We start from the raw sequence: 22,480 nt of genomic DNA, 5'->3' as shown, positions 1-22,480 counted from the left end.
TCAGGCGTCCACGAGGCGGGAGTAGAAGTCGAGGGCGACGTCGAAGCCGTCGCGGCAGTTGCGGTGGGAGCGGTAGCAGGGGCGCCAGGCCGAGCTGGCTCCCACCCCGGCGCGCGCGTCGCGCAGCGCCTCGCGGACCCGCTCGGGCCGGGGCAGCAGCCCATGACCGAGATAACGGACGCCCGAAAGCTCGGTGTGCTGCCCGCGCCCGCCGGCGACGAACCGGCCGAGCCGCCACCCGCTCTCTTCGTCCCACACGAGCGCGGTGCCGTCGGTGAGCTTGACCGTGGCGTCACGCGGATCGCAGGGGCCCTCCCACCAGTCCGAGACCTCTGACCCGAGCAGTTCGACAACGCGCTGCACGTAGCTGATCGGCTGCTGCAGCCACTCGTCGGAGTACGGCTCGACGTGCTTGATGGCCACGGACGGCACCTCCTTGTGCCCAAACGGTAAGGAAAAAGCGGCGTTGCCCAACCATACCCGCGCTGAACTTATTCCGTTGCACAGCCGTCTAGTCATTACGGACGATATTTACGTCCCCGACGGGGAAGGAGGAGGACCCATGATTACCGCGGTGCTCCTCGTCGTACTCATGGTCGTCACGGTGACGGCCATGGAGCTGTGCATGCATTGCTCTGCCAAGAGCAAAGAGAGTGTCGAATCCCCCAGCGAGATCATCGGGGACTAGTCTCTCCCGCATGGACCTGCTTCTCTGGCTGCACATCGGATTCGCGATCTTCACGCTCGGTCCGATCACCGCGGCGACGATGTCGGCGCCCCGGGTCATCCGCGCCAAGAACGTGCCCGCGCTGCGCTTCATCCAGCGCACGACCAGGATCTACGCCATCGGCAGCATCGGCGTGTTCGTGTTCGGCCTGATCCTCGGCATCGTCATGGGCGGCGGGCTGCTCGGCCGGTGGTATATGACGGCGTCGATGACGTTGTTCATCGTGGGCATCGTGCTGCTCGTCCTCATCGACCGCGACCTGCGCGCCGCCGTGCAGGCGCTCTCCAACGAGAGCGCCGAGGACGACGCGAAGGTCGAGAACGGGCGGATCGCCGCGATCAGCAGCCTGCTGTCGGTGATCTGGCTGGTGATCCTCTTCCTGATGGTGGTGCCCGAGTAGGGCCCCACCGTCAGGAACGGCTCAGCCCAGCGCCTGGGTGAGGTCGGCGAGCAGGTCGTCGGCGGTCTCGATGCCGACCGACAGGCGCACCAGGTCGGCGGGCACCTCGAGCGGCGACCCGGCGGCCGAGGCGTGCGTCATGCGGCCGGGGTGCTCGATGAGCGACTCCACTCCCCCGAGCGACTCCCCCAGCGTGAAGAGCTTGGCGCGGTCGCACACCGCCACGGCCTCCGCCTCGCCCCCTGCGACGCGGAACGACACCATGCCGCCGAACCTGCGCATCTGCTTCGACGCCACCACGTGGCCGGGGTGGTCGGGCAGCCCCGGATAGAGCACCTCGGTCACCTTCGGGTGCGACAGCAGCAGGTCGACGACGCGCTCGGCGTTGGCGCAGTGGCGGTCCATGCGCACGCCGAGCGTCTTGAGCCCGCGCAGCGTCAGCCAGGCGTCGAACGGCCCGGCCACCCCGCCGATGGAGTTCTGATGGAAGGCCAGCTCCTCGCCGAGCCCCGCGTCGGCGGCCACCAGCGCGCCGCCCACCACGTCGGAGTGCCCGCCGACGTATTTGGTGGTCGAGTGCACGACCACGTCGGCGCCGAGCGCGAGCGGCTGCTGCAGGTAGGGCGAGGCGAAGGTGTTGTCGACGACCAGCAGCGCGCCGTTGTCGTGGGCGAGCTGCGCCAGCGCGGCGATGTCGGCGATGCCGAGCAGCGGGTTGGTGGGCGTCTCGACCCAGACGACCCTGGTCTTCTGCGTCATGGCGGTGGCCACGGCGTCGAGGTCGTGGAGCGGCACGGGGTCGTAGTGCAGGCCCCAGCGCTCGTGGACCTTGGAGAAGAGGCGGTAGGTGCCGCCGTAGGCGTCACCGGGGATGATGACGTGGTCCTGCGGCTTGCAGACCGTACGCAGGAGGGTGTCCTCGGCGGCGAGACCCGACGCGAACGCGAGCCCGCGTGCTCCGCCTTCCACGGCGGCCAGCGCGGCTTCGAGCGCGGTCCTGGTCGGGTTGGCCGAGCGGCTGTACTCATATCCGGACCGCAGGCCGCCCACGCCGTCCTGCTTGTACGTGGACGTGGCGTAGATCGGCGGCACGACCGCGCCCGTCAGCGGGTCGGGCTCCTGACCTGCGTGAATGGCCAGGGTCTCAAAACCGTTGCTCATACCAGCCACGTTAGTGGACGCGCGCCGCGCTCAGGCCGCCCCGCACCCCCGCCCCGGCGTGACGGCTCGCGCTCCCTGCCCGCGCGAGCCGGGCCGCTCAGGCCGCCCTGGTCTCGTGCCGGTCCCCGCCGGACCGCGCGGGCAGCCGTACGACGTCCGCCTTGATGAATCGGCCGCTGCCGCCCTCCGCGTGCTCCCCGTTGATGCGCGAGAGCAGTACCGGGTCGGCCAGCGCGAGCATCACCGCGACGACCAGCCCGACCCCCAGGAGGGCGAACCCGATGGCAACCATGTCTGTCCCCTTTCCGACCTCTCCAGCATCGGCGAGGAACCCCGTCCGCCACCTCCCCTGAAGGACTGGTCTCTGGAACGCCCGGTCGGCCGAACGGTCGATACGCCTTGTCCGACTTCAGGCTTAGGCTCGACGCCGTGGGGGACTCGAAACGCGTCGTGTACTGGATCCGCCGGCTCAGCGAGCTGGCCATGTACGGCTGGCTCGGCCTCCTCCTGCTGATAGATCTCGTCTTCGCCGTGGGCCTGGGGCCTCAGCAGTGGCTCGTCCCGATCTGCGGAGCGGCCGGCATCACGGCGCTGGCGCTGCGGCGCAGGTTCCGTACGCAGGGCTACCTCGTCCTGCTCGGCCTGTCGTTCGCGACGTCGATGGCGCTCGCCGCCATTGGCAACGGCGGCCTGCCCGGCATGACGGAGACCGGCTCGCTGCTCATCCTGACCCTCGGCGTGCTGCGGCACGTCGAGCCGGTACGCAACGCCGCCCTGCTGTCCTGCCTAGGCCTCGCCGTCCTGATGGCCGAGGCCGGCGGCCGCGAGTACCACAACGCGGGGCTGATGTTCTCGTTCCTGCTGTTCGCGAGCTGGTCGCTGACCGCGGGCGTCGGCGGCTACCTGCGCTTCCAGCAGGAACGACGGATCGAGGCGGTCCACTCGGTACGCAGGGCGGAGCGCCTGGAGCTGGCCAGGGAGCTGCACGACCTGGTCGCCCACCACATCACCGGCATCGTGGTGCAGGCCCAGGCCGCGCGTACGGTGGCCGAGGGCAGCCCGCAGGCCGTGCTGCCCGCGCTGGACGCGATCGCCTCGGCCGGCTCGGACGCGCTGACGTCGATGCGCCGCATGGTCACCGTGCTGCGCGCGGAGGACGAGGCAGGCAGGACGCCCGGCGTCACGCTGGCCGACCTGCGCATGATGACCGAGCGGTTCTCGGCCGAGGGGCCGAAGGTGGCCTTCGAGATCGGGCAGGGCATCGACGACCGTACGCTGCCGCCCGAGGTCATGACCACCCTGCACCGCGTGCTCCTGGAGGCGCTGACGAACGTGCGCAAGCACGCGGCGCGCACCGCCTGGGTGGAGGCGGAGCTGCGCCGCCTGGAGCAGCTGGTGACGCTGCGGGTGCGGAACTTCGGCTCGGGCTCGGATTCGCGCGTGTCCCGGCTCGGCGGCGGGTTCGGGCTGGTGGGCATGGCCGAGCGGGTGGAGGCGCTGGGGGGACGGCTCTACGCGGGCCCGTCCCCCGAGGGCGCATGGGAAGTGGTGGCCGAGTTCCCGCTCTCCTGACGGGGAGCGGGAACCGGTCAGTGGTTGGCCAGGAAGGCGAGCAGGTCCTGGCGGGTGATCAGCCCGGCCGGCTTGCCGTCCTCCAGCACAACGGCCGCATCGGCCTTCTCCAGCGCTTCCACCGCAATGGCCACAGGTTCACCAGAGCCGATCGTGGGTAGCGGCGCGGACATGTGATCGGAGATCGGATCGTCGGAGGAGAGCCTGCCGTGATAGAGGGCTTCGAGGAGATCGCGCTCGACGATGGAGCCGACCACCTCGGCCGCCATGACCGGCGGCTCCTCCTTCATGACCGGCAGCTGCGACACCGAGTATTCGCGCATGATCGAGATGGCCGTGCCGACCGTCTCGTGCGGGTGCACATGGACGAACTCCGGCAGCCCCGCCCCCTTGCGGGCCAGCACGTCGCCGACCGTGCCCTCGTCGGAGGACGTGGTCAGGAAGCCGTAGTCGGCCATCCAGTCGTCGTTGAAGATCTTCGACAGGTAGCCGCGGCCGCCGTCGGGCAGCAGCACCACCACCACGTCGCCGGGCGCCGCCGTGGCCGCCACCCGCAGCGCCGCCACCACGGCCATGCCGCACGACCCGCCGACCAGCAGCCCCTCCTCGCGGGCGAGCCTGCGGGTCATGGTGAAGGAGTCCTTGTCGGACACGGCGATGATCTCGTCGCAGATCTCCGTGTCGTACGTGGCCGGCCAGATGTCCTCACCGACGCCCTCCACGAGGTAGGGCCGCCCGGACCCGCCGGAGTAGACCGAGCCCTCGGGGTCGGCCCCGATGATCTTCACCCGGCCGCCGGAGACCTCCTTGAGGTAGCGCCCGGTGCCGCTGATCGTGCCGCCGGTGCCGATGCCCGCCACGAAGTGCGTGATCCGGCCCTCGGTCTGCTCCCAGATCTCGGGCCCCGTCGAGTGGTAGTGGGAGTCGGGGTTGTTCGGGTTGGAGTATTGGTCGGGCTTCCAGGCGTTGGGGACCTCGCGGGCCAGCCGGTCGGAGACCGAGTAGTAGGACTCGGGGTGGTCGGGCGAGACGGCGGTCGGGCAGACCACCACCTCGGCGCCGTACGCCCGCAGCACCGAGATCTTGTCCTGGGCCACCTTGTCGGGCACCACGAACAGGCACCTGTAACCCTTCTGCTGGGCCACGATGGCCAGGCCGACACCGGTGTTGCCCGAGGTCGGCTCGACGATCACGCCGCCGGGGCGCAGCGCGCCCGACTTCTCGGCGGCCTCGATCATGCGTACCGCGATGCGGTCCTTGACCGAGCCCCCGGGGTTGAAGTACTCGACCTTGGCGAGCACCTGCGCGGGGACGCCCGCGGTGACTTTGTGCAGCCTGACGAGCGGCGTGTTGCCCATCAGGTCGACCAGGGAATCGTAAACGCGCACCGAGGTGTTCACCTTCTTTGCCGAAGCTTGGTCAGCTTGTCGATGGCCGAGGTCCAGTGGGGGTGGCCGGCCCTCGGTTAGTTTCATGCAAACGCTACCGCCGAGTTCGACTGGGGAGGGCACGTACGTGGTGTGGCCGGCTGGCATGGCACGCGCGGCGAGGAAGATCGCTACCGCTGCGGCGTTCGGAGGTGGCGGGCTGACGGCTCTCGGAGCCACGGCGTACGGCCTGCTGATCGCCGAAGGGCTGCTGGCACGCAAGGCCATCGGCCGCCCGCACGGCCTGGACGGCCCGCCGTCCGACGGCGTCTACGGCGTGGATTTCCCCGGTGAGCCGATCAAGATGGCCATGCTGGGCGACTCCACGTCCGTCGGCCTGGGCATGACCGACCCGGCGCGCACGCCCGCGGTGCTGCTGGCCAACGGCCTGGCCGCGGTGGCCGACCGGCCGGTCGAGCTGAAGGTGGTGGGCAAGTCGGGCGCGCCGTCGGCGGAGCTGGCCGAGCAGGTGGACGCGGCGCTGCCCATGGGCCCCGACCTGGCGGTGATCTTCGTGGGGGCCAACGACATCATCACGCAGACGCCGCCCGCGAGCGCCGTACGCCATCTGGTCAAGGCCGTGCGGCGGCTGCGTGACGCGGGGGCGGAGGTGGTCGTGGGCACGTGTCCCGACCTCGGCACCGTGCGTCCCATCGCGCAGCCGTTGCGCTGGGTGACGCGGCGCTGGAGCCGGCAGCTCGCCGCGGCGCAGACGGTGGCGGTGGTGGACGCGGGCGGCCGTACGGTGGCGTTCGCCGACGTCCTGGGCCCGGAGTTCGCTACAAATCCGACAGAAATGTTCGGACCGGATCGTTTCCATCCATCTGACCGAGGTTACGCGCAGGCCGCTTACGCGGTGCTACCGTCGGTGTGCGCTGCGTTGGGGCTGTGGCCTGAGCCGCGGCCCGCGCGCGGCGAAGCACTGCAACCGATCTACCTCGCGGCGGCTACGGCCGCGGAGGAGCCCGGCACCGAGGTCTCCGCGACCCGGGTCGACGGGCGGGCGACGGGCCTGCACGGCAAGTGGGCGACGTTGTTCCGCCGGCGGCTCGGCGAGGCGGTCAACGACACCTGACACCTGCACACCCTCGGCCGGTCACCCTCCGCGCCCGAGTCGCCACTCCCCGTCCTCATTGGAGTGGATTGCCCGTGCGCCGGCCCTCGTGGAAACCGTCCCTCGCCCTCGCTGGCACCTTCACCGCCGGCCTCGCCGTCGCCGGCTGCTCCGGCAGCGACGCCGCCACCTCCGCCTACCCCTCCTGGCACAACACCAGGATCAACGTCGTCAGCAGGATGGCGGTGGGCGCCGACGTGGTCGCCGTCACCTCGATGAGGCCGGAGGGCGCGCTGGAGACCGTCGCCATGAGCCTGCGCGACGGCCGGCAGCTGTGGGCCCATCCGGCCACCATGGCGGGCCGCCTGCCTGGCATGGGCGTCTCGGCCCCCGCGCTCGTGCGGCAGGCCGACGGTCACAGCGTGGTGGTGGCGCTCGATCCCGCCAAGCAGGGCCGCTGGAACGCCACGCTCATCGCCCGCGACGCGCGTACGGGGGCGAAGAAGTGGACCAGGCCCGTGCACTCGACGTTCGGCCCGCAGCGCTGCGGGCCCTACGTGTGCCTGTCCGAGCACACCGCGCTGGCCAAGGCCCGCATGGTGGTGCTCGACCCGGCGACAGGCAAGCAGCTGTGGAAGCTGCCCGGCATCTCCGAGGTCGAGTGGTCGGACAAGAACCGGGTGCTGCTGCTCAGGCTGGCCGCCAACCCCATGGTGGAGTCGTACGAGCTGAAGACCGGCAAGCTGCAGTGGCAGCAGCCGATCGAGCAGGCGCTCGGCCCCGGCATCGACCTGTCGGGCGGCTGGGCGTTCGGGGCGGCGGGCGACGACCTGGTGGGCTACGTCGCCCCTTACACGAACCCGAAGACGAAGAAGGTCTCGGCGTTCGGGCTGTTCAGCGTCAAGATCGCCGACGGGACCATCAACTGGATGCGGCCCTCGGTCGTACGCGTCTATCCGAGCGGCAGCCCGGGGCTCGCCCCCGTCGTCCGTCCCGTCGACCCCAACGGCGCCTACGGCGGCTTCGCCCGGCTCGACCCGGCCAGCGGGCGGGTGGTCGGCCAGATCACCGCCTCCGAGGTGCCCGGCTCCGGCTGGTGGCTGGCCTTCCCCGACCGCATGGACAAGCTGGGGTTCCTGCAGCACCGCGCCAAGGGCACGGCCTTCGACCTGGCGGCGGGCCGTCCGGTGCCGGCGGAGGGCGAGCGCGGCTGGTCGTTCTGCGTCACCGACCCCAAGCCGCTGCCGCTGCGCGGCCAGCCGCCCGGCTTCTACTCCACGGCCGCGCTCTGCGAGTACGACCTCGGCACCGGCAAGCGCATCACTCCCCCTTCGACGCCGCCGCCCTGGTTCACCGGCAGCCAGGAGGGCTGGCGGCTGTGGCGGGACGAGCGGGGCGGCCTGCACGCGGTGAACGACCAGACGGCGAACTCGCCCGGAATGTACGGATAAGCACGGCCCCGTCGGCCCTTGCACAGAGAACTGGAATATAGTTCTACTATTAGCGCCGACAAAGGAGGGGCCATGCCCGAGGCAGTCATCGTCGCAACCGCGCGTTCCCCGATCGGACGAGCCTTCAAGGGGTCGCTCAAGGACATCAGGCCCGATGATCTGACCGTGCAGATGATCAAGGCGGCGCTGGCCAAGGTGCCCCAGCTCGACCCCGCCTCGATCGAGGACATCATGCTCGGTTGCGGCCTGCCCGGCGGCGAGCAGGGCTTCAACATGGCCAGGGTCGTGGCGGTGATGCTGGGCCTCGACGACGTGCCCGGCACCACCGTGACCCGCTACTGCTCCTCGTCCCTGCAGACCACCCGGATGGCCTTCCACGCCATCAAGGCGGGCGAGGGCGACGTGTTCGTCTCGGCGGGCGTCGAGACCGTCTCCCGCTTCACCAAGGGCAACTCCGACTCGCTGCCCGACACGCACAACCCGGCCTTCCTCGGCGCCCGCGAGCGCAGCAAGGGGTTCGCCGAGGGCGGCCACGTCTGGCACGACCCGCGCGAGGACGGCGAGGTGCCCGACGTCTACATCGCCATGGGCCAGACCGCCGAGAACCTCGCCCAGCTCAAGGGCGTCACCCGCCAGGAGCAGGACGAGTTCGGCGTGCGCTCGCAGAACCTCGCCGAGAAGGCGCTGGCCGACGGGTTCTGGCAGAAGGACATCACGCCGGTGACGCTGCCCGACGGCACCGTGGTGGCCAAGGACGACGGGCCCAGGGCGGGCACCACGTACGAGAAGGTCTCCACGCTGGCGCCCGTCTTCCGCCCCGACGGCACGGTCACGGCGGGCAACTGCTGCCCGCTCAACGACGGCGCGGCGGCGGTCGTCATCATGAGCGACGTCAAGGCCGCCGAGCTGGGCATCACGCCGCTGGCCAGGATCGTCTCGACCGGCGTGACCGGCCTGTCGCCCGAGATCATGGGCCTCGGCCCCGTGGAGGCGTCGAAGCAGGCGCTGGCCAGGGCCGGCATGTCGATCGACGACATCGACCTGGTGGAGATCAACGAGGCGTTCGCCGCACAGGTCATCCCGTCATACCGGGAGCTCGGCATCGACATCGACCGGCTCAACGTCAACGGCGGCGCCATCGCGGTGGGTCACCCGTTCGGCATGACCGGCGCGCGCATCACCTCGACGCTGATCAACGGCCTCCAGCACCACGACAAGAGCATCGGCCTGGAGACGATGTGCGTGGGCGGCGGCCAGGGCATGGCCATGGTCATCGAGCGCCTGAGCTGAGCGTGCGGGCCGCACGCCAAGGCGGCGTGCGACCTCAGTGCGGGCCGCGCGACCGGGGACGCCTCCCGGCGCGCGGCCTCAGCCGTGGCGGTCGGGGCCGGCGTGGACCGGACTGATGCGCATGAGGACGCGGCGCTCGCGTTCCATGGCGGCGCGGTAGTCGTCCCAGTCGGGGTGCTCGCCCGAGATGTCGCGGTAGTAGGTGATCAGCGGCTCCATCGCCTCCGGCAGGTGGACGATCTCGGCGGTGCCGTCGACCTGGATCCACTCGCCGAAGAAGCGGTCGGTGAAGACGCACAGCGACACGTGGGGGTCGCGCAGCGCGTTGCGCACCTTGGCCGCGGTCTCGCGGGTGCTGATCACAACGTGGTCACCCTGCACGCCTGCCGTGACCGGCGACATCTGCGGGCGCCCATCGCCGTGCCGGGTCAGCAGGACGGCGTGGTGGTGATCGCGGAGGAAACCGAGGGCCTTGTTGAGATCCATACCCACATGATGACGCGCCCGCGCTTGCGGCACGGGCGCGGGACGGTTGGGCTTAGATGAAGCCCATGCGGTTACGGCGGTGCCGCTCGTGCTCGTGGACGATCGCGGCGGCGTAGCCGTGGGTCAGCCCGTGCTCGTCGGCGAGCCAGTTGGCCCGTTCGTCGCACCTCAGGAAGCTCGGGCCGTTGTCGATGGCTTGGAACCACTCTGGGAGTTCGCGTCCCGTGATGGTCGGGACCCTGGCGATGAGCTTTGTCTGCGTCTCCGGTGAGTGGTTCAAGGACATGGGCACCTCCGCGGATTAAGGTCCTTTGCTTGACACTGCAACACGGACGTGCGAATGGCAAGCCCTCAGTCCGGCATCATTTTGTGACGGCAGGTAGATTTTCCGTCGCAGAGCGAAAGGGCCCCGCCGGTGCGGCGGAGCCCTTCACGAGACGGTTGCGAGCAGGTCAGTCGCTACTGGTGAAGTAGCTGACGAACCGCAGCACCTCCAGGTAGATCCACACCAGGCTCAGCGTGAGGCCGAAGGCGCACTGCCAGGCGAACTTCTCCGGCGCGCCCTGCTTGACGCCCTGCTCGATCGAGTCGAAGTCGAGCAGCAGGAAGAAGCAGCCGAGCAGGATCATGGCGATGCTGAAGATCCAGCCGAGCGGGCTGTCGGTGCGCAGGCCCAGGCCGCCGTCGACCCAGATGCCCATGACGAGGTTGACCAGGACCAGGCCGAGCGCGGCGAGACCGGCCGCGATGGTGAACTTCACCAGCTTGGGTGTCACGCGGACGATGCGCAGCGCGTAGACGGTCAGCACCGCGCCGAACGCGAACGCCGTTCCCAGCACCGCCTGCAGCACGATGCCGCTGATCATGCCTTCGAAGACGGAGCTGATCTTGCCGAGGAAGACGCCCTCGAACACCGCGTACGCCAGGATGAGCGCCGGGTTGGTGCTCTGGGTGAACGAGGCGATCAGCCCGAGGACCAGCGCGACGATCGCCGCGCCGATGGCGACCATCGGGGGGACGTCGAGGATCCAGGCCGCCGCGGCGGCGACGACCAGCGCGCCGAGGGTCAGGAACCCTCGGACCACGACGTCGTCGAGCGTCATGGTCCGGTGCGCCGGCCGGGACGGTGGTGCGTACGACGGCGAGTCGTACATGTTCTGCAGCTGGTCGGGGGACGGGGTGGGACCGGCCCAGCCCGCCGCGGCCTGCTGCCGCGACCTGCTGAATACGGGGTTCTTGCTCTCCATCGCTGCCTCCTGTGACGACGAGCCTACGGTGCGCGCCGCCACCTTGGTCAACTGACGCTCATATGGATGTTCATACGGGATGTCGGCTGCGTTCACAACGATCCGGCCCGTCCCGGAGTTCCCGCGGTCCTGAATCGCCCGCGGGCGGCCTCCGGCAGGGCATCGACGTGCGCCGATGCGCCCAGGGGAAGAGTATGGCCCCTTTCGGCCGCGGGAAAGGGCGGTTGTCAGGCGTAGTCAGGCATTCACAGAAAGGAATCTCCGCAATGCGCGGAAGAAAGCAGAAAACCCGGGGTCTGTCAATGTCGGGGAGCCGGCGAAAACTTTTCGGCCGGGCAAACAGCGGCCGTCGGCCGGTCCGTACGCACCGGAGGTCAGGACCGGCGGCGGGGCCGCTCGGCGGGCGCGTGGCCGGGTATCCACCAGCAGTGATCACCTGGTGACAGGACAAACTCGATAACAACTCGATATCGGCTGGTAACACCGCAGCGCTGGTCTGTCCCGCGATGGCGGTAAACCTCCAGGTCAGAGACCTGGAGTCAATGGAGATGGCAAGTGCCCCCGGCGGGATTCGAACCCGCACGTCAACCCTTTTAAGGGGTTTGCCTCTGCCATTGGGCTACGGGGGCGCCGCAATCATACGAAACAGACCATGCTTCCGAGGAGCACAACTTCGCATCAAGCGTCACAAGTGTGAAGCTTGCGGTGAAGTGATAGCGCTCCAGGGACTCTGTCCAAGAAGAGTAGACCGTCTAGATGGTCCAGTTGGTGCTGAATGCAGCGAGCTTCCACGGCATCCGCTTCGATGGTGACGGTCTCCCCGGATCCTGGCAAATGCCCATGTACGGTGATACGCGTCGCTCGCCGTACGTCGGCGGTCAGCCCGGGGATCGACGCGCACCCCTCCCGCCCCGCGTCCCAATCGGCCGCCCCCGCGAGCCTGGGATTGACGAGGACGGTCTCTCCGGCCCGGGAACGACTCCTGGGGTGGCGACCGGCGTCAAAGGCGATCAGCCGCCAGCTGAGGCCGATCTGAGGGGCCGCCAGCCCCGTCGTGGCGGGCGTGTGGCGCAGGGTCGCCAGCAGATCGGCCGCGGCGGCCACCACCTCGGGGTCGCCCGGGTCCACGGGCTCCGCCACGGCGGACAGCACGGGATGCGGGGCGCCGAGCACGTCCCGCACGGTGCCGGCCGGTCTCGGGCCCCGCCGGCTCACAACAGGTCCGGTTCGACGGGACGGAAGGTGATGTCGGAGTCGAGGCTCGCGCCGACGGCCGCCAGCCTGCGCATGAGCGCGGCGACGTCGACGTCCTTCGGCAGCTCGACGTCCGCGATGAGCACGTACAGGCGGCCGGTGAGCCGCGTGCTCATGCCGGTGATGTTGCCGCCGTCCTCGGCCAGCACGGCGCTCACGGCGGAGACGATGCCGGGACGGTCGGGGCCGTGCACGGTCAGCACGTAGCCCAGCCCGCCGCCGTAGCCGCCGCAGAAGTGGCGGCGGGCGGCGATCGCCGAGGCGGTGACCACGAGATCGGGAGCACCCACCCGTTTGGTCAGCTCGGCGGGATCGAGGTCGCCCGAGACCAGGAGCATCATCGCGACGTGCCCGCCCAGCAACGTCATGGTCGAGTCCTGGATGTTCACCCCGCAGTCGGCGAGCGACCCGGTTACCGCGGCGATCACGCCTGGCCGGTCGACGCCCAGCACGGTCACCGCTGACAGACCCACCCGTGGCACCCCTTCCGCTTGCTCCATGGGCGCCGAGAACGCCCCGGCGCATGGATCGCCGGGGCGCTGCCGTACCCGAGCTAGCGGCGAGTCGTCGCCACCGCCGCCCTGAAGCCGTCGCGGGGGTGCTCCATCTCTCCCAGAGAGATCGTCTCTCGCTTGAAGAACAGAGCCAGAGTCCAGTCGACGACCACACGGACCTTGCGGTTCAGCGTCGGCACCCGCGACAGATGGTAGGTGCGGTGCATGAACCACGCAGGGAATCCGCGAAGCTTGACGCCATAGACATTGGCCACGCCCTGATGCAGGCCGAGTCCGGCGACCGATCCGACGTACTTGTGGCGGTAATCGACCAGTTCCTCGCCGCGGAGGTGGCGGACGATGTTGTCGGCCAGCACCTTCGCCTGACGGACGGCGTGCTGGGCGTTGGGCGCGCAGTATTGGCCGGGGTTGGTCACGTCGGGCACCCCCGCGGCGTCGCCCGCCGCGAACGCGCCGGGCGAGCCCGCCACGGTGAGCATGGCCGTGGTCTTGATCCGGCCGCGCTCGTCGAGCGGCAGGTCGCTGTCGTTGACCACCGGGCTGGGCTTGACGCCGGCCGTCCAGACGAGCGTCTCGGCGTCGAACTCGGTGCCGTCCGACAGCACCACGTGGCCGCCCACGCAGGACTCAAGCCGGGTGTCGAGCTTGACCTCGATGCCGCGCTCGCGCAGTTGCTCCAGCGTCCACCTGCCCATCTCGGGCCCGACCTCGGGCAGCACCCGGTTCGTCGCCTCGACGAGCACCCAGCGGATGTCGGACGGCTTGATGTTGCGGTAGTAGCGGGTCGAGTGCTTGGCCATGTCCTCCAGCTCGGCCAGCGCCTCGACGCCCGCGAAGCCGGCCCCGACCACCACGAACGTCAGCGCCCTGCGCCGCACCTCGGGGTCCTCGGTCGACTCCGCCACGTCGAGCAGGTGGAGCACCCGGTTGCGCAGCGCGATCGCCTCGCCGACGGTCTTGAAGCCGATGCCGATGTCGGTGAGCCCGGGGATGGGCAGCGTGCGGGAGATCGACCCGGCGGCCATCACGATCACGTCGTACGCGATCTCGCGCGGCTCGCCCTCGGCCGGCTGGAAGGTGACGACGCGCCCCGCGTGGTCGACCCTGGTCACGGTGCCGTTCAGGATGTGCGCCTTGGGCAGGACCCGCCGCAGCGGGGCCACCATGTGGCGCGGCGAGAGGTTGCCCGCCGCCGCCTCCGGGAGGAACGGCTGGTAGGTCATGTAGGACTGGGGGTCGATGATCGTGATGCGGGCTTCGCCGCCGCGCAGCTCGCGCCGGAGCTTGCGCTGCAGCCTGAGCGCTGTGTAGAGGCCGACGTAGCCGCCGCCGACGATCACAATGTGCTTGTTCATCCTGAGGCCCCATCCCTCGTGGAAAGTGCTTGTGAAAGCATTCACAAGCCTACGTCAAGGGCTCTCGAAGAAGCCAGCCGAGAGGTGGTGGGACGCGTCACACCGCCAGCGATCTGGCCCTGGAGAAGACGTCGTCCAGCATCTGGGCGGTGACGCGGCCGGTGAAGGTGTTCTGCTGGCTGGGGTGGTAGCAGCCCATGAGCGTGACGGGCGACCCGCCGTGACGGACCTCCACCTCCACCCCGTGGCCGAACGGCGGGCGGCTGCGCGGCAGCTCGTAGCCCGTCTCCTTGAGCGCCGGCCACATGGCCTGCCAGGCGTAGCCGCCGAGCGCAACGACCACCCGTACGGTCCCGGCCACCAGCGCGATCTCCCTGGACATCCACGGGAAGCAGGTGGCCTTCTCCTTCGGGGTCGGCTTGTTCGCCGGCGGCGCGCAGCGCACCGACGCCAGCACGCGGGCGCCGATCAGCCGCTGGCCGTCGCCGGCGTACGTGCTGGTCTCCTGTGCGGCCAGGCCGCACCGGTGGAGCGAGGCGAACAGCCAGTCGCCGCTGCGGTCGCCGGTGAAGATGCGGCCCGTCCTGTTGCCTCCGTGGGCCGCCGGGGCCAGCCCGACCAGCAGGATCCGCGGCCGCTCTTCGCCCCACCCGGGGACGGGACGGCCCCAGTACGTCTCGTCCGCGAACGCCCGCCGCTTCGTCCGCGCGACCTCCTCGCGCCACTCGACCAGGCGGGGGCAGGCGCGGCAGACGGACTGCGCGGCCGTGAGCTCCTCGATCGTGCCGCCGGCGGCGGCGATGCGTTCGACGTCGGCGGGGTCGAGGGCGACGGGCGTGTCAGGGGTCGCCGGGTCGCCGGGCCAGCCGGTGCCGGGAGGTACGAAGCTCATGACACCGATGGTGCCCGATCACTCCGACCGCGCGGGCTCCGGCGTGGCGCTCGGGTCCGCGGCGCTCCTGGTGGTGCAGGCGGACGGCGTCGCCGTCGCCGCTCCGGCGCTCTCCCGCCGGTCGATCAGCGGCAGCGGGTAGCGGTTGCGCACCGGCTCGCCGCACGATTCGTCGATCTCGAAGCCGAAGGACTCCGGCCGGGTGGTGAACGGCTTGCCGTCCTGGTCGTAGAGGTAGACGTCGGTCAGCGGGGTGCCGTCCTTGGCGTACGGCCGCAGGTTGGCCACCCCCTCCTGGACGCTGCCGCCGCCCACCAGCAGCACGTTCGCGGCCGTCTTGACCTGCGGCGACGGGTCGGCGCCCGCCCCCGCGAAGCCGGCGAGCAGCGCCATGGCGGCCAGCGCGTTCGCGGTCACCGCGGTCAGCACGACCGAGCGCCCCCGTGGCCGCCGGCCGAGCCAGACCGAGGCGATGATCGCGAGCACCACGAGCGCCCAGTCCGGCGGGTTCGCGGGGACGAGCCTGGCCTCGCCGGCCAGCATGAGGGTGGCGAGCATGCCCAGGGCGTAGCCGCGCAGCACCCACCAGCCGGGCCTCAGCTCGCGCAGGAAGCCCCCGAGACCGCTGCTCGAACCGGTGCGCAGCAGGGCGGCACGGGCCCGGCTGAGGAGCGTGGGGCCGCGCCTGACGCCGCTCGCCCCGTAGGCGGCGGCCAGCTCCGCCGCGTACGCCTCCGGCGGGCCGAGCCGGGCGTCGAGCGGCAGGTCCGACTCGGCGGCGATCTCCGCCAGGTGGTCGTCGAGGTCCTCCAGCAACTCCTCCCTGTCGGGATGGCCGGCCAGGGCGTCGCGTACGGCCTGTGCGTACTGGTCGGGGGTCATGCTCGTTCCTCCTTGAGCAGGGCTGCCATGGTGGCCGAGAAGGAGGCCCAGGTCTTGGCGGAGTCGGCGTACAGGCGCCGGCCGGTGTCGTTGAGCCCGTAGTACTTGCGGTGCGGCCCCTCGTCGGAGGCCACCACGTACGAGGTCAGCGCGCCCGCTTTGAACAGGCGGCGCAGGGTGCCGTAGACGGAGGCGTCGCCGACCTCGTCGAGCCCGGCCTCCCTGAGCCTGCGTACGACGTCGTAGCCGTAGCCGTCACGCTCGTCGAGCACGGCCAGGACGGCCAGGTCGAGCACGCCCTTGAGAAGCTGGCTGCTGTCCACGCGTCACACAGTAGTGTGCAATGCACAGTAGTAGCAAACGGAAAAACCGGGCGGCTCCCGAAGGGCCGCCCGGTTCAGCCGATCAGTACGGCGCCGCGCTCCTGGTCAGGCCAGAGGGCGTGCGTGCCGCACTCGTCAGAGCGCGTCCCCGATCTTGGTCTCGGGCGCGGGCGCGGAGTCGGTCGGCGTGGCCGTCGGCTTGGGCTCCGGCTTGCAGGGCGCGTAGCGGTCGCTGGAGGAGTCGCTGTTGTCCGGGCCGGTGATCGACAGCGTCACCACGCCGCCCTTGGTGGCGTGGCCGCTCAGAGCGGTGGAGAACCCGGGAACGACGATGGTGCCACCGTCACGGCCGAAGTAGGTCTGGCCGTCACTGACCGTCCGGCCGTTGAGCGACCAGCGGTAGGTGACCCGGCCGGCACCGGTGGCGGTGATGGAGCCGGTGGCCTTGACCGAGCAGTCGGTGCCGGTCGTGGCGTGGGCGGAGGCGGAGACCTTCGTGTCCGGCTTCGGAGCCTCGTAGTCCTTGCACCAGACCTTGTAGTAGGCCCGGTTGGACGACGCGCTGTCGGGGCTCAGGACCTGCAGCTGCGCCCAGCCGCGCTGGCTGTGACGCGGGGAGATGCTGAAGCCGACCTTCCGCGAGTCGTGGACCTTGATCTTGCCGTAGTCGACGGCGTCACCGTTGAGCACCCAGCGGTAACGCACCCAGGCCGGGCGCGAAGAGCTGATCACGCCGGTGAAGCCGATCCTGGCGCCAGGGGCGCAGCGACCGGCGTAGGAGCTCGGACTGGCCCACGCGCGGGCGCTGACGGTGGGGTCGAGGTGGGTGCGCTCGACCTCCTTCAGCGACTCGCAGTTGACCGAGAAGTAGCCCTTCTTGGACGTGACCTTCTTCGGGCCGAGGACCTGGACGGCCTCCCAGCCCTTCTTGACGTCGTCGGTGAAGGTGATGGACTGCTTGACCGTGACGGTCTTGGTGCCCTTGCCCTTGACCGTGACGGTCTTGACCTTGCTCTTGGAGCCGTCGCCGTGCAGCCAGCGGTAGGCCACCTTGGTGGAGCCCTTGACCGGGACCTTGATCTTGGCCGAGAAGTCGACCTTGACCGGGCAGGACCCCTCGTAGGCGCCGGGCGCGGCCTTCGGCGTGGTGGCCGAGACCGTGGCCTTGGACGTGGCCTTGGACGCGGGCTTGGCGGCCGTGGCCGCCTGGGCGGGCCCGGCGACCAGGCCCGCGGCCAGCGCCGCCAGTGCCGCGGTCGAGGCGCCGAACGCAGCGGCCTTACGGGCTAACCCAACAGACATCATGTGAGAGTGCTCCATTCCGTGAGGGAAGAGACGCGCTCGGGAACGGTCGCCAAGCCTGCGCCTTTCGCGCACGGCGATATGGCAAAGCCCCCGTAATGCCCCTTTACCTAAGCACAATACAGATCACACGCTCAACACGATCACGGATTATGAAATGTCCGGATTTCTTCAGCTATCGCGCTAGGGACCATGCCATTCCGTCGAGGATGTCGTGCTCACTGACGACGACCTGCGAAAACGCGAAACGGCGGACGATGCGGTCCAGAATGAGGGCGCCGGCCCCGATCACGTCCACCCGGCCCGGATGCATCACCGGCACCTGCGCGCGTTCACCATGGGTCATCGCGAGCAGCCGCCGCGTCACCTCGTGCACCTGCTCGGCCGAAATGACCGAATGGTGGATGCGCGCCGGGTCGTAGTAAGGCAGGTCCTGCGCGACGCCCGACACCGTCGTCACCGAGCCGGCGAGGCCGACCAGCGTCTTCGCCCGGTGCACGGGCACCTCGGCCTCGACCCGGTCGAGCGCGGCCTCGATGTCGGCCACGACCGCCTCCAGCGCGGGCGCCGACGGCGGATCGCCGGCGTCGCGCAGGTGCCGCTCGGTCAGCCGTACGCAGCCGATGTCGACCGACAGCGAGCCCTCCGCATGCACGGAGCCGACCACGAACTCCGTCGAGCCGCCGCCGATGTCCACCACCAGGTAGGGCGCGAGCGGGCCGCGCGCCACCTCGGTCTCCGGCGACAGCCGGGAAAGGCCCCTGGTCGCGCCGGTGAACGACAGCTCGGCCTCCTCAGCGCCGGTCACCACCTCGGGCTCGACCCCGAAGATCTTCCGCACGCCGGTCACGAACTCCTGCCGGTTGGCCGCGTCGCGGGTCGCGCTCGTCGCCACCACGCGCGTCGCGACGGCGCCGTGGCGCTCGATGAGCTCCTGGTATTCGCTCATCCGCTCGAACGTGCGCTCCAGCGCCTCGGGCGCCAGCCTGCCGGTGCGGTCGACGCCCTGGCCCAGCCGGACGATCTCCATCCGCCGCTCGACGTCGGTCAGCGTGTCGTCGCCTAGGTCGGCGATGAGCAGGCGTACGGAGTTGGTGCCACAGTCGATGGCGGCTACACGCATGGTCCGTCACTCCACCAGTCGGGGAGTGCGTCCAGCGCCTCCCTGCCGAACGGGTTGCTCCCGGGCACCGCCAGCTCGTGGGCCACGAGCGCGTGCAGGCACTTGACCCGCTCCGGCATCCCGCCCGTGCTCTGCATGTCACGCGGCAGCGCCGTCAGGCCCTCCTCGCGGGCCGCCTGGTCGCGCCTGGCCACGTAGTCCTCGTGAGCCGCCTGGTAGGCCGCCGCCAGCTCCGGCTCGGTCGCCAGCCTGGCCTGCATCTCCCGCATCAGGCCGGACCCTTCGAGCGTGCCGATGGCCGAGGCCGCCTTGGGACAGGTCAGGTAGTAAAGGGTCGGGAAGGGCGAGCCGTCGGGCAACCGCGGAGCGGTCTCCACCACATCGGGGTTGCCGCACGGGCAGCGGTGCGCGACCGCGCGCAGCCCTCTGGGCGGCCGTCCGAGCTGCTGCTCGACGACCTCGACGTCCTTACTGTCCAACACGTTCCCTTCCTGTCACCGACCCGCCGCTCGGCTGCTTCGTCGGTTCGCCGCTCGGCTGCCCGGTCGGCTGTTTCGTGGGCTGCTTGGTCGGCTGCTCAGCGGGCTTCTTCGAGGGCTGCTCGTCGCGCACGTCCTGCTGCCCCGTGACGGCCCTGCGGCCCGTGCCCTTGTCGGCGGCCTGCACCGACTCCCACAGCGTCTCGTACCACGGCGGCACCTGCGCAGGCTGCTTGACCGCCGCCTGCGCCCCGCCCTGCTCGGGCTCCATCACCACGTAGCACTTCTCGCCTGGCCCGCAGTAGTGCAACCGCTCCTTGGCCGTCTTCTTGATCCAGTTGGGGTCGTCGCTCTGCCTGTCACGGGCCAGCAACGCCTGCTTCTCGGCCTCGACCCTGGCCTTCTCCGCGCGCAGCTCCGAGATGCTGCGGCGCAGGCTGATGTATTCGCGGACAGGGTAGGCCAGGCTCATCGCGATCGCGCACACCACGACGGCCAGGATGGCCGCCCGCCCGGTGAGCTGCGGTCTCTTCGCCACTTGCTGCACACCCCCTCAAGTGCGGCTCGCGGCCGGAGAGATCGGGGTGCCGCGAGCCGTACTCGAAACTAGCGCCGGAACCGCGGGAACGCCGCACGACCCGCGTAGCGGGCGGCGTCATCGAGCAGCTCCTCGATGCGCAGCAGCTGGTTGTACTTGGCCACCCGGTCGGAGCGGGCGGGGGCGCCGGTCTTGATCTGGCCACAGTTGACCGCGACCGCGAGGTCGGCGATCGTCGTGTCCTCGGTCTCGCCGGAGCGGTGGCTCATCATGCAGCGGTAGCCGCTGCGGTGGGCCAGGTCGACCGCGTCGAGGGTCTCCGACAGCGTGCCGATCTGGTTGACCTTGACCAGCAGGGCGTTGGCCGCGCCCTCGGTGATGCCGCGCTCGAGCCGCTCGGGGTTGGTGACGAACAGGTCGTCGCCGACGAGCTGCACCTTGCCGCCGAGCGAGGCGGTGATGGCCTTCCAGCCCTCCCAGTCCTCCTCGTCGAGCGGGTCCTCGATGGAGACGAGCGGGTAGTTGTCGACCAGGTCCTCGTAGAAGGCGATGAGCTCCTGCGCCGACAGGCCCTTGCCGTCGATCGTGTAGACGCCGTCCTTGTGGAACTCGGTGGCGGCCACGTCGAGCGCCAGCGCGATGTCCTCGCCCGGCACGTAGCCGGCCCGCTCGATGGCGACCAGGATGAGGTCGAGCGCGTCGCGGTTGGAGGGCAGGTTGGGGGCGAAGCCGCCCTCGTCGCCCAGGCCCGTGGCGTAGCCCTTCTCCTTCAGCACGCTCTTGAGCGCGTGGTAGACCTCGGTGCCCATGCGCACCGCCTCGCGGAACGACTCGGCCCCGATCGGCGCGATCATGAACTCCTGGATGTCCACGTTGGTGTCGGCGTGGGCGCCGCCGTTGAGGATGTTCATCATCGGCACGGGCAGCACGTGGGCGTTGGGGCCGCCGAGGTAGCGGAAGAGCGGCAGGTCGGCGCTGTCGGCGGCGGCCTTGGCCACGGCCAGCGACACGCCCAGGATGGCGTTGGCGCCGAGCTTCGCCTTGTTGGGCGTGCGGTCCAGATCGATCATGATCTGGTCGATGATCCGCTGGTCCTCGGCCTCGATCCCGCTGATCTCCTCCTGGATCTCATCGGTCACCGCCAGGACGGCCTTCTCCACGCCCTTGCCGCCGTAACGCCTGCCGCCGTCGCGCAGCTCGACCGCCTCGAACTGGCCGGTGGACGCCCCGCTCGGCACGGCCGCCCGGCCGGTGCTGCCGTCGTCGAGAACGACCTCGACCTCGACCGTCGGGTTGCCCCGGGAGTCGAGGATCTCGCGAGCGTATACGACCTCGATGGTAGCCACGGGATGCGCTCCTAAATCGAAAGGTGATATGCCATCAGAGCCTATCGGTACGGCTGCCCCGCGCCGGCTTCAAGGTCACGGCCGCCCAGCTCAGCCCGACGACTCCCAGGCCCGCACCCGGTCGCGGTACGCCCGCGCCGCGCTCCGCAGCTCGGCCTCCGCGTCCAGCCCCGCCTCGGCCGCCCGCCTGACGAGGTCGAACAGCTCCCTGGCCACCCCCTGGCCGACCGCCGCCGACAGCGACTCGGGCGCGCCCGCCCGCTCGGCCCTGCGCACCAGCTGGGCCGCGAGCGACAGGGCGGGCTGCCCCATCGGCACCCCGTCGAGCACCGACTCGGTGCCCTTGGCCGCCCGCTCGGCCGCCTTGATCGCCTCCCAGTTGGCGTTGACCTCGTCGGCGCTCTCGGCGCGTACGGACCCGAACACGTGGGGGTGCCGCCTGACCAGCTTCTCCACGATGCCGGCCGCCACGTCGTCGATGTCGAAGTCGCCCGCCACCCGCGCGTGGAAGACCACCTGCAGCAGCAGGTCGCCCAGCTCCTCGCGCAGCGCCGGGTAGTCGCCCTGCTCGATCGTCTCGAGCACCTCGTACGCCTCTTCGAGCAGGTACGGCACCAGCGACTCGTGCGTCTGCTTGCGATCCCACGGGCACTCGGTGCGCAGCCGGTCCATCACCGCCACCAGGTCGAGCACCCGCGCGCCCGGCAGGTCGTAGGAGCCGGGCACCACCTCGATGACCGGCGGCTCGTCGAGCGAGAGCGCGGCGTGGCCGACGGCGCGCATGAAGTCCTCGCCGTCGTGCTCGGCCAGCCACACCACGGTCTCGGCGGCGGCCCGCCGCGCGAGCGCCGCCGGGTCGGGCTCGACGACCTCGGCCTCGACGCCGGCGTGGGAGAGGTAGGGGAGCGGGGGATGGTCGGCCGAGCCCGTCAGCACCGGGCCGGAGCGCAGCGCCTGCCACGCCTGATGGCTCAGCAGGCCCGGCGCGACCCTGGGCGAGGTGGTGACGACGATCAGCGGCACGGTCAGCCCTGTCAGCCCTGCGCCTGGGGCGCCTGCTGGGTGGCCTTGCCGAACCTGCCGGTGTCGACGAACAGCGCCGGGTTCTCCTGCGAGCGCTGCTGGTTGAGCTGGCCGTAGCGCGGGTTGAAGACCGGCTTGATGGAGTTGAACTCCTGCAGCAGCTTCTCCTGCCCGGCCTGGCCGAACTGCTGCTGCAGCTTCGACAGGCCCACCATGGCCCGGCCGTAGTCGCGGGCGTCGGTCGGCGCGACGGCGTTGGCCAGCAGGTTGATCTCGGCGGACTGGTACTGGCCGGGCTCCTTGAGCACGGCGTCCACCTCGCTCTCGCTGACCCGCACGTTGTGGCGGGCCATGAGCTGCTTGGACACGGCCACGTTGACCAGCCGCTGCAGCACGGCCTGGGTGGCCGGCACGCCGAGCGCGGACTCGTCCAGCTGGGCGCGCTTGAGCGCGGCCAGGTAGGCCTGGGTGTCATCGCTGAGCTTGTTCATGGAGATGCGCTCGTTGCCCACCACGGCCGCGGCCCCGGCCTGCATGGGCGAGGAGCAGGCGGACAGTGCCACGGCGGCCGCCGCGGCGGCCACAGCCACTCGTATCGACTTCACGTACGTCCCTTCCGACCAGAAAACCGCC

At 70.4% G+C, this 22,480-nt stretch carries 25 protein-coding genes, 1 tRNA gene and 2 pseudogenes; 6 read left to right on the top strand and 22 right to left on the bottom strand.

Features of this window, described 5'->3' with window-relative positions:
- Positions 1-423 carry a DUF6292 family protein gene (locus tag ABZW11_RS14955; protein ID WP_345390187.1) on the bottom strand — a complete coding sequence of 141 codons (423 nt, stop codon included), beginning with the start codon at positions 421-423 and terminating at the stop codon, positions 1-3.
- Between the two features lie 139 nt (positions 424-562).
- Here ABZW11_RS14955 and ABZW11_RS14950 point away from each other — a divergent pair, with 139 nt between their 5' ends.
- Positions 563-688, top strand: coding sequence for a hypothetical protein (locus tag ABZW11_RS14950; protein ID WP_355416627.1), 126 nt, complete (start codon positions 563-565; stop codon positions 686-688).
- A 10-nt stretch (positions 689-698) separates the two neighbouring features.
- The gene (locus ABZW11_RS14945) at positions 699-1,127 is read left to right on the top strand and encodes a hypothetical protein (protein WP_355416624.1); all 429 of its coding nucleotides are present in this window, start codon (positions 699-701) and stop codon (positions 1,125-1,127) included.
- 21 nt (positions 1,128-1,148) lie between these two features.
- Here the strand turns inward: ABZW11_RS14945 and ABZW11_RS14940 are convergent, their stop codons facing one another.
- Complete coding sequence (locus tag ABZW11_RS14940; RefSeq protein WP_345390193.1) at positions 1,149-2,288, bottom strand: cystathionine gamma-synthase; 1,140 nt, start codon at positions 2,286-2,288, stop codon at positions 1,149-1,151.
- A 97-nt stretch (positions 2,289-2,385) separates the two neighbouring features.
- Positions 2,386-2,580, bottom strand: a complete 195-nt coding sequence (locus ABZW11_RS14935; RefSeq protein WP_355416621.1) for a hypothetical protein — start codon at positions 2,578-2,580, stop codon at positions 2,386-2,388.
- A gap of 137 nt (positions 2,581-2,717) precedes the next feature.
- Here ABZW11_RS14935 and ABZW11_RS14930 point away from each other — a divergent pair, with 137 nt between their 5' ends.
- Positions 2,718-3,860, top strand: coding sequence for a histidine kinase (locus ABZW11_RS14930; protein WP_355416618.1), 1,143 nt, complete (start codon positions 2,718-2,720; stop codon positions 3,858-3,860).
- 17 nt (positions 3,861-3,877) lie between these two features.
- On the opposite strand, the gene ABZW11_RS14925 is transcribed toward ABZW11_RS14930, so the two are convergent.
- Entirely contained in the window at positions 3,878-5,248 is a 1,371-nt protein-coding gene (locus tag ABZW11_RS14925; RefSeq protein ID WP_355416615.1) for a cystathionine beta-synthase, read from the bottom strand.
- Between the two features lie 145 nt (positions 5,249-5,393).
- On the opposite strand from ABZW11_RS14925, the gene ABZW11_RS14920 reads away from it, so the two are divergent.
- From ABZW11_RS14920 to ABZW11_RS14910, 3 genes are all read left to right on the top strand, one after another.
- Entirely contained in the window at positions 5,394-6,362 is a 969-nt protein-coding gene (locus tag ABZW11_RS14920; RefSeq protein WP_355416612.1) for an SGNH/GDSL hydrolase family protein, read from the top strand.
- 74 nt (positions 6,363-6,436) lie between these two features.
- The gene (locus ABZW11_RS14915; RefSeq protein WP_355416609.1) at positions 6,437-7,792 is read left to right on the top strand and encodes a PQQ-binding-like beta-propeller repeat protein; all 1,356 of its coding nucleotides are present in this window, start codon (positions 6,437-6,439) and stop codon (positions 7,790-7,792) included.
- 72 nt (positions 7,793-7,864) lie between these two features.
- A complete protein-coding gene (locus tag ABZW11_RS14910) occupies positions 7,865-9,082 on the top strand; it encodes an acetyl-CoA C-acetyltransferase (RefSeq protein ID WP_355416606.1) in 1,218 nt (405 codons plus the stop codon).
- Between the two features lie 78 nt (positions 9,083-9,160).
- On the opposite strand, the gene ABZW11_RS14905 is transcribed toward ABZW11_RS14910, so the two are convergent.
- The 18 genes and pseudogenes from ABZW11_RS14905 to ABZW11_RS14820 form a co-directional block, all read right to left on the bottom strand.
- Positions 9,161-9,568, bottom strand: a complete 408-nt coding sequence (locus ABZW11_RS14905; RefSeq protein WP_355416603.1) for a PPOX class F420-dependent oxidoreductase — start codon at positions 9,566-9,568, stop codon at positions 9,161-9,163.
- A gap of 52 nt (positions 9,569-9,620) precedes the next feature.
- Positions 9,621-9,854, bottom strand: coding sequence for a DUF4287 domain-containing protein (locus ABZW11_RS14900; protein ID WP_080045101.1), 234 nt, complete (start codon positions 9,852-9,854; stop codon positions 9,621-9,623).
- A gap of 166 nt (positions 9,855-10,020) precedes the next feature.
- Positions 10,021-10,815: a Bax inhibitor-1/YccA family protein gene (locus ABZW11_RS14895; RefSeq protein ID WP_355416598.1), complete on the bottom strand. Its 795-nt coding sequence runs from the start codon at positions 10,813-10,815 to the stop codon at positions 10,021-10,023.
- Positions 10,816-11,371: 556 nt separating this feature from the next.
- Positions 11,372-11,444, bottom strand: a tRNA-Leu gene (locus ABZW11_RS14890).
- Positions 11,445-11,493: 49 nt separating this feature from the next.
- Complete coding sequence (locus ABZW11_RS14885; protein ID WP_355416595.1) at positions 11,494-11,988, bottom strand: peptide deformylase; 495 nt, start codon at positions 11,986-11,988, stop codon at positions 11,494-11,496.
- Positions 11,989-12,026: 38 nt separating this feature from the next.
- Complete coding sequence (locus ABZW11_RS14880; RefSeq protein WP_345390223.1) at positions 12,027-12,542, bottom strand: ACT domain-containing protein; 516 nt, start codon at positions 12,540-12,542, stop codon at positions 12,027-12,029.
- A gap of 80 nt (positions 12,543-12,622) precedes the next feature.
- The gene (locus ABZW11_RS14875) at positions 12,623-13,939 is read right to left on the bottom strand and encodes an NAD(P)/FAD-dependent oxidoreductase (protein ID WP_355416592.1); all 1,317 of its coding nucleotides are present in this window, start codon (positions 13,937-13,939) and stop codon (positions 12,623-12,625) included.
- A 97-nt stretch (positions 13,940-14,036) separates the two neighbouring features.
- A complete protein-coding gene (locus ABZW11_RS14870; RefSeq protein ID WP_355416588.1) occupies positions 14,037-14,831 on the bottom strand; it encodes a uracil-DNA glycosylase in 795 nt (264 codons plus the stop codon).
- A gap of 18 nt (positions 14,832-14,849) precedes the next feature.
- A complete protein-coding gene (locus ABZW11_RS14865; RefSeq protein WP_355416585.1) occupies positions 14,850-15,713 on the bottom strand; it encodes a hypothetical protein in 864 nt (287 codons plus the stop codon).
- Positions 15,710-16,036: a PadR family transcriptional regulator gene (locus tag ABZW11_RS14860; RefSeq protein WP_355416582.1), complete on the bottom strand. Its 327-nt coding sequence runs from the start codon at positions 16,034-16,036 to the stop codon at positions 15,710-15,712. Before ABZW11_RS14860 ends, ABZW11_RS14865 begins: the two co-directional genes overlap by 4 nt.
- Positions 16,037-16,171: 135 nt before the next feature.
- A complete protein-coding gene (locus ABZW11_RS14855; protein WP_355416579.1) occupies positions 16,172-17,338 on the bottom strand; it encodes a hypothetical protein in 1,167 nt (388 codons plus the stop codon).
- Positions 17,339-17,513: 175 nt separating this feature from the next.
- On the bottom strand, positions 17,514-18,461 hold the full coding sequence (locus ABZW11_RS14850; protein ID WP_355416576.1) for a Ppx/GppA phosphatase family protein: 948 nt from the start codon (positions 18,459-18,461) through the stop codon (positions 17,514-17,516).
- Entirely contained in the window at positions 18,452-18,940 is a 489-nt protein-coding gene (locus ABZW11_RS14845; RefSeq protein WP_355416690.1) for a DUF501 domain-containing protein, read from the bottom strand. Before ABZW11_RS14845 ends, ABZW11_RS14850 begins: the two co-directional genes overlap by 10 nt.
- An 18-nt stretch (positions 18,941-18,958) precedes the next feature.
- A pseudogene (locus ABZW11_RS14840) lies at positions 18,959-19,034 on the bottom strand (PT domain-containing protein); the annotation flags it as partial.
- 183 nt (positions 19,035-19,217) lie between these two features.
- Positions 19,218-19,427: pseudogene (locus ABZW11_RS14835) on the bottom strand (septum formation initiator family protein); the annotation flags it as partial.
- 119 nt (positions 19,428-19,546) lie between these two features.
- Positions 19,547-20,824 carry a phosphopyruvate hydratase gene (gene eno, locus ABZW11_RS14830; RefSeq protein WP_355416573.1) on the bottom strand — a complete coding sequence of 426 codons (1,278 nt, stop codon included), beginning with the start codon at positions 20,822-20,824 and terminating at the stop codon, positions 19,547-19,549.
- A gap of 90 nt (positions 20,825-20,914) precedes the next feature.
- Positions 20,915-21,847: a MazG family protein gene (locus ABZW11_RS14825; protein ID WP_355416570.1), complete on the bottom strand. Its 933-nt coding sequence runs from the start codon at positions 21,845-21,847 to the stop codon at positions 20,915-20,917.
- Between the two features lie 11 nt (positions 21,848-21,858).
- Positions 21,859-22,452 carry a SurA N-terminal domain-containing protein gene (locus ABZW11_RS14820; RefSeq protein ID WP_355416567.1) on the bottom strand — a complete coding sequence of 198 codons (594 nt, stop codon included), beginning with the start codon at positions 22,450-22,452 and terminating at the stop codon, positions 21,859-21,861.
- Positions 22,453-22,480 lie beyond the last annotated feature (28 nt).

Source organism: Nonomuraea sp. NPDC004580, from assembly GCF_040609855.1.
GTDB classification, from domain to species: Bacteria; Actinomycetota; Actinomycetes; order Streptosporangiales; family Streptosporangiaceae; genus Nonomuraea; species Nonomuraea salmonea.
Note: the sequence above shows the minus strand (reverse complement) of the source record. Positions and strands in the feature narration are given on the sequence as shown.